The sequence below is a fragment of the Microbacterium sp. MYb72 genome, from assembly GCF_002979415.1.
GTDB classification, from domain to species: Bacteria; Actinomycetota; Actinomycetes; order Actinomycetales; family Microbacteriaceae; genus Microbacterium; species Microbacterium natoriense.
The window spans coordinates 131,577-144,289 of record NZ_PCOT01000004.1; the positions used below are offsets into that span (position 1 = coordinate 131,577).

The 12,713-nt window shown below is 71.0% G+C and carries 11 protein-coding genes; 2 read left to right on the top strand and 9 right to left on the bottom strand.

The genetic code is table 11. From position 1 onward, the window contains the following. Positions 1–8: 8 nt before the first annotated feature. From CQ047_RS03530 to CQ047_RS03540, 3 genes are all read right to left on the bottom strand, one after another. On the bottom strand, positions 9–1,058 hold the full coding sequence (locus CQ047_RS03530) for a histidinol-phosphate transaminase (RefSeq protein WP_105672904.1): 1,050 nt from the start codon (positions 1,056–1,058) through the stop codon (positions 9–11). Positions 1,059–1,173: 115 nt separating this feature from the next. Continuing rightward, positions 1,174–1,854, bottom strand: a complete 681-nt coding sequence (locus tag CQ047_RS03535; RefSeq protein ID WP_105672905.1) for a FadR/GntR family transcriptional regulator — start codon at positions 1,852–1,854, stop codon at positions 1,174–1,176. 178 nt (positions 1,855–2,032) lie between these two features. Beyond that, positions 2,033–3,646 (bottom strand): thiamine pyrophosphate-binding protein, encoded by a 1,614-nt coding sequence (locus CQ047_RS03540; protein WP_105672906.1) that lies wholly within the window; start codon positions 3,644–3,646, stop codon positions 2,033–2,035. Positions 3,647–3,788: 142 nt separating this feature from the next. Here CQ047_RS03540 and CQ047_RS03545 point away from each other — a divergent pair, with 142 nt between their 5' ends. Then, positions 3,789–4,955: a CdaR family transcriptional regulator gene (locus CQ047_RS03545; RefSeq protein ID WP_105672907.1), complete on the top strand. Its 1,167-nt coding sequence runs from the start codon at positions 3,789–3,791 to the stop codon at positions 4,953–4,955. Between the two features lie 48 nt (positions 4,956–5,003). Further along, positions 5,004–6,380, top strand: a complete 1,377-nt coding sequence (locus CQ047_RS03550; protein ID WP_105672908.1) for an aldehyde dehydrogenase family protein — start codon at positions 5,004–5,006, stop codon at positions 6,378–6,380. Positions 6,381–6,867: 487 nt separating this feature from the next. Here CQ047_RS03550 and CQ047_RS03555 read toward each other — a convergent pair whose 3' ends face one another. The 6 genes from CQ047_RS03555 to CQ047_RS03580 are packed head-to-tail and all read right to left on the bottom strand — an operon-like array spanning position 6,868 to position 12,647. Further along, positions 6,868–8,604, bottom strand: a complete 1,737-nt coding sequence (locus tag CQ047_RS03555; protein WP_105672909.1) for an FAD-dependent oxidoreductase — start codon at positions 8,602–8,604, stop codon at positions 6,868–6,870. Between the two features lie 35 nt (positions 8,605–8,639). Next, entirely contained in the window at positions 8,640–9,278 is a 639-nt protein-coding gene (locus CQ047_RS03560) for a 4-carboxy-4-hydroxy-2-oxoadipate aldolase/oxaloacetate decarboxylase (RefSeq protein ID WP_105672910.1), read from the bottom strand. Continuing rightward, complete coding sequence (locus CQ047_RS03565; protein ID WP_105672911.1) at positions 9,275–9,928, bottom strand: RraA family protein; 654 nt, start codon at positions 9,926–9,928, stop codon at positions 9,275–9,277. Before CQ047_RS03565 ends, CQ047_RS03560 begins: the two co-directional genes overlap by 4 nt. Before the next feature lie 5 nt (positions 9,929–9,933). After that, the gene (locus CQ047_RS03570; RefSeq protein ID WP_105672912.1) at positions 9,934–10,599 is read right to left on the bottom strand and encodes an RraA family protein; all 666 of its coding nucleotides are present in this window, start codon (positions 10,597–10,599) and stop codon (positions 9,934–9,936) included. A 1-nt stretch (position 10,600) separates the two neighbouring features. Then, positions 10,601–11,617, bottom strand: a complete 1,017-nt coding sequence (locus tag CQ047_RS03575) for a hypothetical protein (RefSeq protein WP_105672913.1) — start codon at positions 11,615–11,617, stop codon at positions 10,601–10,603. A gap of 28 nt (positions 11,618–11,645) precedes the next feature. Then, positions 11,646–12,647, bottom strand: coding sequence for an amidohydrolase family protein (locus tag CQ047_RS03580; RefSeq protein WP_105672914.1), 1,002 nt, complete (start codon positions 12,645–12,647; stop codon positions 11,646–11,648). Positions 12,648–12,713 lie beyond the last annotated feature (66 nt).

A 12,713-nucleotide genomic window follows, 5' to 3' on the forward strand; every position in this document is an offset into this window, starting at 1 on the left:
CGCGAGGGTCAGAGCAGGGCGGCGAGTGCGGCGTCGTTCTCGGCCGGGAGGCCGACGGTGACGCGAACGCCCCCCGCGTGCGGGAAGGGCCGGGCGAGCACGCCCTGCGCCTCGAAGCGCTCCAGCAGCTCGTCGGCGTCGCCGTGCGCGAACAGGAAGTTCGACTGGCTCGGCAGGAACGAGACCCCGCCGGCGCGCAGCGCCTCCTGCATCCGCTCCCGCTCCGCGACGATCACCGCGATGCGCTCGGCGGCGACGGCCTCCCCCGCTGGGCTGAACGCGGCGATGACCGCGGCCTCGGCGACGCTGTTCAGCGCGAAGCCGACGGAGGTGCGGCGCAGCGCCTCGGCGATACGAGGGGAGGCGGCCGCGTACCCTGCGCGGATGCCGGCGAGCCCGTGCGACTTCGACAGTGTGCGCAGGATGACGAGGTTGGGGAACTCGTCGAGCAGTGCGGTCGTCGCCTCGAGGGGCTCGACGGTGACGAACTCGCGGTACGCCTCGTCGAGCACGACGAGGACGGTCGACGGCACGTCGCGGAGGAAGGAGCGGATGCCGTCGGCGTCGACGAACCCGCCGGTGGGGTTGTTCGGGTTGCAGAGGTACGCGATGCGCGTCTCGGGCGTGATCGCGGCGGCCATGGCCGCGACGTCCATCGCGCCGTCCTCGGCGAGTGCCACGGGGGTGCTCTGCGCACCGGCGAGCGCGAGGGCCGCGGGGTAGGCCTCGAAGGAGGGCCAGCAGTAGACGCCGTGCACTCCGGGCTCGCACACGAGGCGGGCCAGCCCGTGCAGCAGGGACCCGGAGCCGTTGTCGATCGCGATGCGCTCGACGTCGAGCCCCATGGCGTCGGCGACGGCCGCACGGGCGGCGGTGCGGTGGTAGTCGGGGTAGCGGTGCGTCGAGCGGGCCGCCTTCTCCATGGCGTCGACGATCACCGGCGCCGGCTCCCAGGGCATCTCGTTCTGGGAGAGCCGGATGGGGGGCAGGGAGACGCGGGCGGGACGGTTGGGAGCGGCCAGCATCTTGTCGATCACGCTGCGGAACTCGAGAGTCATAGGGGCGCCTCCTCGGGGCGAGGGCAATTATCAATATTGAATATGAACATTATTGAAACGGACCTCCCCTGTCAACCCTCCAGGGGCGGATCTCAGGCTCGGGAAGCCCGGGATATCAGGACAGGACGGCCGCCATCGACGAGCCGCGGTGACGCTCGACCGCCGACGAGGCGAGCGCATGATCGCGACGGGCGACGGCGGCGGCGAAGTCGAGATGGGTCTGCAGCCGCTCGGGCGTGGTCGGCGCCGTCGCGCCCTCCAGCTCCTCCACGATGATGTAGTCGACGAGGTTCGTGTAGAGGCTCCGGAGCAGCTCGTTCGGAGTGATGCGCGCGATGCGCGCGTGCAGCGCCCAGTTGGCGTTCGACGCCTCCGGCGTGCCCCACGCGGCCTTCAGCGCGTCGGCGCAGCGCTGCACCTCGGCGATGTCGGCATCCGTGGCGAACTCCACGGCGTCGTGCAGGATCGTGCTGTCCAGCGCGTCGAGGACCCGCAGGCAGTTCGTCACGGTCGCCGTGCTCTCCCGCAGCCGCAGCAGCTGGTCGCTGAGCTGGGTGAACGGCGAGCGGTCGGCGACGAAGATGCCGCCGCCGGGGCCGGGCTTGGCGTCGACGATGCCCCGCGAGCGCAGCAGCTGGATGGCCTCGCCGAGGGTGGCCGGGGCGACGCCGAACCGTGCGGAGAGCTCCTGCCGCCGCCCGATGAAGTGACCGGGCTTCCAGGCCTCCGTCGTGATCTCCTGCTCCAGCGCGCGGGCGACCTGCACCGCGACGGCGGCATTCGTGATCTGCGACACCGCGCACCCCCTTCGTTTCCCGTGACGACGCACCGAGCGCACGCGTGTCTACACAGTAGACGCACGCAGACGGAGCGCGCACCCGGCGATCGATTATATTGATCACCCTCTGTTCCGGAGCGTCCATGACGCCCCGGAGACGGCGGGGACCGGCGCGACCGGACCCCGCCGTCAGGGATCAGTGCTTGCGCTCGTGGATGAATCCCCACGGCGACGGGAACACGTCGACGGGCACCTTGATGACGGCGGGCCGCCCGTTCAGGATCGCCTCGCCGATCGCCCGCTGCACGGCATCCGCATCCTGTGCGAGCGAGAAGTCGATGCCGAACGCCATCGCGAGCAGCTCGAAGTCTGGGTTCGTGAGGTCGGAGCCGATGAAGCGCCCCCCGTAGGTGTCGCGCTGGATGCGCCACACGTTTCCGAACCTGCTGTCCTCGAACAGCACCGTGATGAGCGGGATGCCGTACTTCTTTGCTGTGGCGAACTCCTGCAGCGACCAGCCGATGCCGCCGTCGCCGGTGACGACGACCACGGGGCGGTTGCCCGCGCCGACCGCGGCGCCCAGCGCCGTGGGCATGGCGTAGCCGAGCGTGCCCTGATAGCCCGGCCACACGTAGGAGCGCGGCGCCTGCACCGGGAAGCCGTAGGTGGAGACGTAGCCGATCTGGGTGAGCTCGTTCACGAAGATGCCGTCGGCCGGCAGCGCGGCGCGGATCGCATCGACGAACGCCATCTGCGGAGCGACCTGCTCGCGGACGCGGGCCTCACCCTCCGCACGGAGGCGGGCGATCTCCGCACCCCAGCCCTCCTGCGGCTGCAGCCGCTCGACGAGGGCCGCGAGCACGGCGGTGGCGTCGGCGTTCACGGAGATGTCGGGGCGACGCGGAGCCCGCAGGTCCTCGGGATCGACGTTCACGAGCGCGAGGCGGGCCTCGCCGACGTTCAGCTGCTGACCGAACGGGGTGAGGAAGCGGCTGCCGAAGGAGACGACGGCATCCGCCGACTCGCGCAGCTCCCACAGGGAGAACGCGGGGAGCGCGTGCGGGTCACGCGCGTCGATGGCTCCGCGGCCGTTCTCGCTCATCACGACGGGCGCGTCGAGCATCTCGGCGAGGCGCGACAGCAGCTCGAAGGCGCGCTGCCCGCGGACGCCGCCGCCCACGTGGATGACCGGTCGGCGGCTCGCACGCAGCAGCGCGGCGATCTCGGCCACCCCGTCTTCCGGTGCGACCGGCGCCTCGACGGCGAACGGCTCCCCCACCTCGACGTCGATCTCGGCGTGCAGGAGGTCGGGGCCGAGCTCGAGCGCGACGGGACGGGGTCGCCCCGTGCGCATCTGGCGGAAGCCCTCGTGCACGAGCTCGGGGATCTCCTCGGCGCGCGTCGGCCGTGCCGTCCACTTGGTGAGGCCCTCGATGGTCTCGCTCTGCTTCGGGATCTCGTGCAGGGCGCCGAGACCCGAGCCGACGAGCGTCGACGGGATGGTGCCGGCGAGCAGCATGACCTGCGAGGAGCACGCGTAGGCGGTGGCCATGCCCGCACCCGCGTTGAGGACGCCGGGCCCGGGGACCACCATCGCGACGCCGGGGCGCCCGGTGACACGGTGATAGCCGTCTGCCATGTAGGTGGTGCTCTGCTCGTGCCGCGGCACCATCAGGTGCACCTCGTCCTGGCGGCGGTACATGCCGTCGGTGAGGCCGTCGAGCTGGACTCCGGGGATGCCGAACACCGTGTCGGTCCCCTCGCTGATCAGAGCCTGGGTGAGCGCGTCGCCGCCTGTCATCTTCGCCATACTGGTCGCCTCTCGTGTAATTGACTATAATGAATATAGATCTAATCTCCGCTGCGCGACAAGTCGGCCGGTTCTCCGGCATCCGATCCACGGCGCGGAGGAACGGAAGAGATGCGCATCGCGGCGCACGGAGAGGTGGACGATGAATCTCGAAGGACAGGTCCAGGCGTACGCCGACCGACTCGGACGACCCATCATCGTGTTCGACGTCGATTTCAACGTCATCGCCTTCAGCGTGCACGACCGCGACGTCGACCACGCCAGGCTGGCGATCATCCTCGCGCACAAGGGCTCCTCCCGTGCGCGCGAGTCGATCCGCGAGTACCGCGTCGGCCACGCCGACGGCCCCGTCCGCATCCCCCCGATGGACGGCGGTCTGACCAGGCACGTCGCCCCCGTGCGGCACGACGGACATCTCGTCGGCTACGTCTCCTCGACGATCCCCGAGGAGACACCAGACGAGGAGCTCGCCGAAGACGACGTCATCCGCTCCTCCCGCGACCGCATCGGCGTGACCCTCGCCGCCATGGCTCTCGGCAACAGGGAAGACGAGGACCGTGCGCTCCGACTCCTCACCGCGCTCCTCGACGGCGACGCCGAGCAGCGCACGAGAGCCGCCGACGAGCTGCTCACGGGCGGCCTCATCTCCCCCGTGCCGCACTACACCGTCATCACGATCTCGGCGCCGCCCACCGTCGATCCGGGCTCCGCAGCCCTGCGGCTCGTGCTCGACCGTGCGCTCTCCGGCATCCCCGTCTTCCCCACCCTGAAGGCCGTCGGCACGGTGGTCGACGGCGAGGCCGTGCTCGTCGTCCCCTACGAGATCGACCACGAGCGCCTCACCGCCCTCCTCGCGCAGCCGGCGTTCACCGGCCTTCGCGCAGGGGTCGGCGGCGCGCACGCACCGCTCGCCGAGGCGCACCGCTCCCGACGCGAAGCGCGCATCGCCGCACGAGGGGCCGCGATCGATCCGACCAGGGGACGCGTCGTGCACTGGAGCGACCTCGGACTCGACAGGGTGCTGCTGCAGCTCCCGCTGGAGAAACTCGCGCTCGGCGACCTCCCCGAGCCGGTGCGGCGCATCCTCGACGCGCAGTCCGGTCCCGATCTCGCCCAGACCCTGGAGGCCTACCTCGACTTCGGCTGCGACGCGCAGCGCACCGCCCAGGAGCTGCACGTGCACCGCAGCACGCTGTACTACCGACTCGACCGCGTCCGCGCCATCGCCGACGTCGATCTCGCCGACGGCTTCGTCCGCCGCGAACTGCACACCGCCCTGCGAGTGGCGACGCTCGCCGGGCTCCGCTGACCCCATCCGCACGCCCCACCCGGCGACCGCCGGGGGAAGGAACCAGACATGAACGCCCTCCTCACCACCGTCAGCGCCGACCCCGCCCTCGGCCGCCCGATCCTCGACGCCGCCACCCGCGAGGTCATCGGCCACGCCCCGGTGCAGACCGTCGCCGATCTCGATGCGGCGATCGCCGCGGCATCCGCAGCACAGCCCGCCTGGGCCGCCCTCGGGCACGCCGAGCGCGCGCGGCTGATGCGCCTCGCCGCCGACGACATCGACGCGCACGCCGACGAGCTCGGCGAGATCATCACGCACGAGCAGGGCAAGGTCGCCGGAGCCGGAGAGGCGCACGGTGCGGCGCACTGGCTCCGCGGCGCGGCGGACACCGTGCTCGAACCGCAGCAGCTGGGCGCGGGGGCCGAGCTGCACTACGTGCCTCTCGGCGTTGTCGCCTCGATCGGTCCGTGGAACTTCCCGGTCATGATCGCGGTGTGGCACCTCGCCCCCGCGCTGCGGATGGGCAACACCGTGGTCATCAAGCCCTCGGAGAACACCCCGCTCAGCGTCCTCGCCCTCGTCGAGATCCTGAACCGCCACCTTCCGGCCGGGGTCGTCACGGCGGTCTCCGGCGACCGCGAGGTGGGAGCCGCCCTCGCCTCGCATCCCGACATCGCGAAGATCGTGTTCACCGGATCGACCGCCACCGGGCGGCGCATCGTCGAGAGCTCCGCGGCGAACCTCGCGCGCCTCACTCTGGAGCTCGGCGGCAACGACGCGGGCATCGTGCTGCCGGGAACGGATGTCGAGGCCGTCGCCGACACCCTGTTCTGGGGCGCGTTCATGAACACCGGGCAGGTGTGCGCCGCCCTCAAGCGCCTCTACGTGCACGACTCCGTGTACGAGGAGACCGTCGCCGCCCTCGCCGCCAGGGCCGAGGCGGCGCCGATCGGCTCGGGCCATGACAAGTCGAACAGGCTCGGCCCTGTGCAGAACCCCGCGCAGTTCGACATCGTCGCGCGGCTCGTCGACGACGCCCGCGACCGCGGGGCCCGCATCGTCACCGGCGGCGAGCCCGCACCCGAGCTCGGACCGCTCTTCTACCGCCCGACCATCGTCGCCGACGTCGACGACGATGCCGCGGTCGTCGCCGAGGAGCAGTTCGGCCCGGTGCTCCCCGTCATCCGCTACTCCGACGTGGACGACGCGATCCGCCGCGCCAACGGCACCGAGCAGGGACTCGGCGCCTCGGTCTGGGGAGCGGATGCGGATGCCGCCGCAGCGGTCGCCGAGCGCCTCGACGCCGGCACCGTGTGGATCAACCAGCACGGCGGCGTCGACCCCTCCATCCCCTTCGGCGGCACGAAGGCCTCGGGCTACGGCCTCGAGTTCGGCGTCGAGGGGCTGAAGGCGATGGCCGCGACGAAGGTCATCCGCCGCTGACCGCTCCGCCTCGGCGCCTCCCGTTCGGGAGGAGATCGCACGCTCGGGAGGAGAACTCACGCTCGGGAGGAGAACTCACGCTCGGGAGGAGAACTCACGCTTGGGAGGAGGAATCCCCGCCAAGACTCCTCCCGAACAAGACTTCTCCTCCCGACACGCGAAAGCACTTCCAAACCCGAGGCGAGCCCCGTCCCACGTTCGGGAGGAGAACTCACGCTCGGGAGGAGAACTCACGCTTGGGAGGAGGAATCCCCGCCAAGACTCCTCCCGAACAAGACTTCTCCTCCCGACACGCGAAAGCACTTCCAAACCCGAGGCGAGCCCCCGTCCCACGTTCGGGAGGAGAACGCACCCTCGGGAGGAGGAATCCCCGCCAGCACTCCTCCCGAACAGGATTTCTCCTCCCGAGCACGCGAAAGCACATCCAGCACCGCGGCAAGACCCCCATCACACGCTCGGGAGGAGAACGCACCCTCGGGAGGAGAACTCACGCTCGGGAGGAGGAATCCCCGCCAAGACTCCTCCCGAACAAGACTTCTCCTCCCGAGCATGCGTCGAGTCCCGAGCGCGCGGCGACCGCGCCGCGGAGGAGATCCCACAGCTCGGCGGATGCCGCGGCATCCGCTCCCTCGCCGCGCCACACCACGTGCTGGTCCTGCCGCACGAGCGTGAGCGGGAAACGGTACTCGGTGGGAGCGGTGGACCCGTCGACGACGGCGAACGGGATGCCGCGGCGCTCCGCCTCAGCGGCGAGGGCGGCGAGCGCGGAGCCGTCGGCCCCCGGCCGGGCGACGAGCGTGTAGCCGCTGGTGAGCAGGTCGTAGAACGAGGTCCCGTCGGCGAGGCGGAAGTGCGGGGCACGGCATCCGGGCACGGTCGACGGCGTGTACGCGCCCATCGAGTACCCGGGGGCCTCCTCGCCGTCGTAGTCGATGATCGGCGAGGCGTCGTAGACGTAGCCGTAGTTGAGCCCCGCGGCGGCGAACTGCGGCTCGTTCAGCGCATGCACGGCAGCGCCGAAGGACGCCCGCGCCGCGGCGCCCTCCTCCGTGTCGTCCTCCAGGGCGTCGGGCAGCGAGGGCTTCGCGAGCTTCCGCTGGTGGTTCATCGCGAAGTGCGAGACCTGCTCGGTGATCGGGCGGCGCTCGGCCTCGTACGCGTCGAGGATGCCGGCATCCGCCCATCCGTTCAGGTGCGCGCCGAGCGCCCACGTGAGGTTGAGCGCGTCGGCGATCCCGGCGTTCATGCCGAAGCCGGCGAACGGCACCCACAGGTGCGTGGCGTCTCCGGCGAGGAACACGCGGCGGTCGCGGAACCGGTCGGCGAGCAGGCGCCGCGCCACCCAGTCCTCCTTCGAGACGGCCTCGTACGCGAAGTCCTCGTCGACGCCGAGGATCGCGCGGATCGCGGCATCCCTGTCCACCGATCCCTCCGCTGCGGCCTCGTCGGGCGACAGGTACGTGTGCACGAGGAAGGTCTCACGACCGTCGATCGCGTACACGTGGCCGAGGCGGCGCGCGTTGAAGGTGTAGTACCCCCAGGCGCGCGGCTCGTCCGCGGTCATGCGCCGGTACAGGTCGGCGGAGCGGATGCAGGTGGACTGCACGTGCTGCAGCACCGGGTCGCCGCTGAGCGTCGCGCCGATCTGCTTGCGCACGTTCGAGCGTCCGCCGTCGGCGCCGATGAGGTGGCGTCCGCGGAGGGTGCGCTCGTTCGCGCCGCCGAGGTCGGAGACGACGATCAACACGGACTCCTCGTCCTGGGAGAGCGTGTGGAACAGGGTCCGGTTGAGCAGCGTGACGCCGGGGGCTTCCGCCGCGTGCCGCGCGAGGATCGGCTCCAGGAAGGTCTGGTTGATGCGGTGCGGGGGTTCGGGGGTGTTCCACGAGGTGTCGGGCCCGATGGTCGATGTGTACCGCTCTCCGCTCGCGGGGATCGGGATGCGGGCGAGTTCGCGCCCCGTGAGGGCGGTGCGGAAGGCGACGTCCTGCGGGTAGTCGGCGGGGAGCCCGGCCGCGCGGATCTCGGCGGCGAGGCCGAGGCGGCGGAAGGCCTCCATGGTGCGCGAGGCGACGTGGTTGCACTTCACGTTCGGCGGTTCGAGGTACTCGCGCTGCTCGACGACGATCACCGAGACGCCGCGGGCCGACAGGTCGAGGGCGGCGACGAGGCCGACGGGGCCCGCTCCGATGATGAGGACGTCGGCGTCCAGTTCCTGGGTCATGTTCTCCCTCTCGGGCCGGGGTGACCGGCGCGCTCTCAGGCCGGGGTGATGGGCGCGCCGAGGCGCCGGAAGTCGTACACGTCGAGGGTCAGCTCGCCCTCGCGGAGGCGAGCCATGTAGGCGTCCTCCTTCTCCGCGCGCTCTCGGGATGCCGCGAGCACCTCGTCGTAGCGGTCGACCGGGAGGGCGATGACGCCGTCGCGGTCGGCGACGATCACGTCGCCGCGGCGGATGACGCGACCGCGCAGCGTGATCGGCAGCCCGACCGTTCCCGGCCACTGCTTGATCGTGCCGCGGATGGAGATCGCGGTGCTGAACGCGGGGAACCCGAGCGCGGCGAGCTGCACGGTGTCGCGCACGCCGCCGTCGATCACCAGCCCACGGATGCCGCGCGCCTGCGCCGCGACCGCCATGACCTCTCCCCAGTAGCCGAAGGGGGCGCCCCCGCCGTCGACCACGAGCACGTCGCCGTCGCCGGCGGCCGCGATGCCGTGGTGCAGTGCGAGGTTGTCGCCCGCCTGGGCCGAGACGGGCACGGCCCTGCCGACGAGCTGCGCGCCGTCCCACGCCGGGCGGAACGCCGCGTCGAGGAAGCAGTCGCTGCGCGAGGCCTCGTACAGGGTGGCGGTGCCGAGGCGCAGCAGCTCTGCGGCATCCGCGTCCGGATCGATCACTGCTCGGCCCGCTGGAGGTCGTGATAGCCGAACCGCGCCCGCGCCTCGGCGATCGAGGCGCCGCCGAGGGCCGCGGCGAGGATGGACTCCTCGCGGGCGTGGATCATCTCCGCGGTCTCCAGCACGGCATCCTCGATGTCCTGCGGGATCGCGACGACGCCGTCCGAGTCGCCGATCAGGATGTCGCCCGGCCGCACGGTGACCCCGCCGATCGTGACGGGCCCCTGCTCCTCGGCGACCTCGACGCGGTCCTTGCCGGTGCGCATGAAGCGTCCGCGGCTGTAGATCGGATAGCCGATCGACAGGGCGCGGTGCGTGTCGCGGCAGACGCCCTCGATCACGGTGCCGGAGATGCCGCGGTGGTGCGCGACGGCGGTGAGTATGTCGCCCCACACCGTGCAGTCCACGCGTCCGTCGTTGTCGAGCACGACGACCTGCCCCGGCTCGACCTGGTCGATGAAGTCGCCGACGGTGCCGGCGGGCACCTGCGCGCTGACGTAGCGGACGGTGAAGGCGCGACCGGTCATGCGCTGGCCGTCGGCGAGGGGCGCGATGCCGAGCAGGCTGCCGGGGCGCGCGTGCCGATCGAGCGCGTCGGAGACGGTGGCGGTGCCGAGAGCGGCGAACCGGTCGATGAGGGTGTCGGTCATTCTTCTCACTCCGCGGTGACGGTGGGGAACTGGGAGTCGTGCATGACCTCGCTCACGTCGCGGCCGCTGCGCACGGCATCCGCCATGCGCGCCTCGCGGTCGACGATGCGCTGGGCGAGGGGGATCACGCGCTCGGCGTCGGATGCCGTGACGAACACGACCCCGTTGACGTCGGCGATCACGTAGTCGAACGAGGCGACGGAGACGCCGGCGATCTGGACGCGCTCGTCCATCGCCTGCTGCACGATGCGGCCGCGCGCGCTCACGGGCACGGCCGCGCGGGCGAAGACCGGGAGCCCGAGGGCCTCGCTCTCCTGCACGTCACGGCAGGCGCCGTCGACGATCACCCCGGCGACGCCGCGCTGCACGGCGGCCTCCGCCAGGAGGCCGCCCCAGCACGACACGTCCGTGCGGGCGTGGTTGTCGATGACGACGACGTCATCGGGCTCGGCGATGGCGACGAGCGGGGTGGCGATGTGGGTCGCCGGCCCCGCCGCGGCCTTGGGCGCGGCGGTCACCGTGCGCACCCGACCGGCGACCGTGCGGCCCGCCGGCCACATCGGATGCAGCGACGTCACCGCCCCCGGCAGCCCCAGGGTGTCCAGGGCGTCCGAGACGGCGCAGCTGTCGAGCATCCGCAGCGCCGCGACGATCTCCGAGGATGCGGTCATCTCAGGCGCGCTCCCAGGTCAGGAACCCCATGGCGTTGCCGGTGCCCGCCTCGGTGCGGTAGCAGGGCTCGTAGTCGACGCGCGTGACGTTCAGCCCGACCTCGTCGGCGATGCCGGCGACGGCGATCCAGTTGCGCAGCTCGGACGCGCCCGACATCATCTCGCCGGCGGGGACCGACGTCAGGTAGTCGGCGTCGTGGTCCTTCATGGCCTGGATGAACTCGCCGTCGAGCTTCTCGTCGATCACGAAGTGGCTGAGGCCGCCCGAGGCGACGACGCCCACGCGGAGGTCACCGGGGAACGACTGGATGGCGCGGCCGACGGCGCGGCCGAAGTCGTAGCAGCGCTTGGCGCTCGGCGGGTTCGGCTCCCAGAAGGTGTTGATGAAGATCGGCACCATCGGGATCGTGGACTCCTGGCCCATGAAGCGCTGGTAGATGAAGCCGAAGCCGTGCGGGATCGTGTGGTTCTCGTAGCGGCCCGCGGGGATCACCTCGGTGGCGCCGGTGTCGAAGTCGTCTGCCTGCGTGGACTGGATGATGTGCTTGCCGAGACCGCGGTGGGTCGGACGCATGACGGTGCGGTCGGGGACATCGCCCAGGGCCGCCTCGGCGAGACCGGGCGCCATCTCGTCGAGCTGCGCCTGCGTGTAGGGCACGTGCGCGACCTCATCGCCCCAGAAGACCGAGAACGGCGCGAGCCACTCGTCTCCGTAGGTCTCCTTGTGGTCGCTGGAGATGATGACGAGCACGTCGACCTTCTGCTCGTGGATGAAGCGCGACAGGTCGTCCATCGACGCCTGGCAGCTGTCCCATCGGCGCTGCATCACGTCGTGCGTGATCTCGGCGGAGAAGTCCTCGCGGAGTGCCGCGAGCTCCTCGAAGGAGTAGGTGCCCCCGCGGAACTTGAGGCCCTTGCTGCGGCGGTCGGCGGTGCCGCGCGTCTCCCACGCCGCGGGCGGCGCGGCCTTCAGCTGCGGTCCGTGCGAGGTGCCGAATCCGGCGACGATCTCGGTCATGATGGATCCCTTCTCGAAGTGCGGATGCTCAGAGCCGGAAGAGGCTGCGGGCGTTGTTCTCGAGCACGTCGGCTCGACGGTCGGCGTCGAGCCACTCGATGTCGTCGATGAGCAGATGGATGTCGTCGAACCAGCGACCGGTCGCGGGGTCGATCTGCGAACCGGTGCCCGGCTTCTCCGAGCCGAACAGCACGCGGTCGGTGCCGACGGCCTTCATGAGCAGCTCCAGGCTGTCCTGCGTGTAGAGGCAGGAGTCGAAGTAGAAGTTGCGGAGCTTGTCGAGGTACGAGACCCCCGTTCGCACCACAGAGGGGAGGAAGCGGCCCATCTGGTACGGGATCGCCCCGCCGCCGTGGGCGACGATGACCTTGAGGTCGGGGAAGTCCGCGAACACGTTCGCCTGGATCATGCTCCAGACCGAGACCGTCTCCTCCTGGATGAAGTGCAGGCTGTACGGCTCGCGAGCAGGGTACTTGCACCCTGCCGAGTGCAGCAGCATCGGGACGTCGAGCTCGCACAGCGCCTCGTACAGCGGGTACCAGTAGCGCTCGCCCATCGCCGGCGGCACCTCGGTGCCCTCGTACGGGTCGGAGTTGACCATGGCGCCGACGAAGCCGAGCTCGGTGACCGCGCGGCGCAGCTCGGGCAGCCACTGCTCGACCGTGAGGTACGGGCTCTGCGGGATGCCGGCGATGCCGCGGAAGCGTCCGGGGAACAGCTCGGTGGTGCGGTGGATGATGTTGTTCGTCTCGGCCGTGAACCACTCGACGATCTTCGTCGGACGCTCCGAGTGCATGGCGTGGAACGGGCGAGGCGACAGCAGCTGCAGGTCGATGCCCGCACCGTCGATGTGGTCGAGGTGCGACACGTGGCCGAAGCTCGGGTGCGGCGCGTGGTACGAGGCGATGAGCTCGTCGTCGCTGATCACAGGGGGCTTGCCGCCGTGCGACCCGCGGGCCGCCAGCAGCGACGCCTTCCACGCGTAGTAGGAATCCGGGGCGGTCATGTGGCCGTGGACGTCGATGATCACGGGGGCTCCTTCAGAAGGGTGGTGCGGGTTCGCGTCGCGCTTCCGACGCTACGGAAGCGGCGAGCG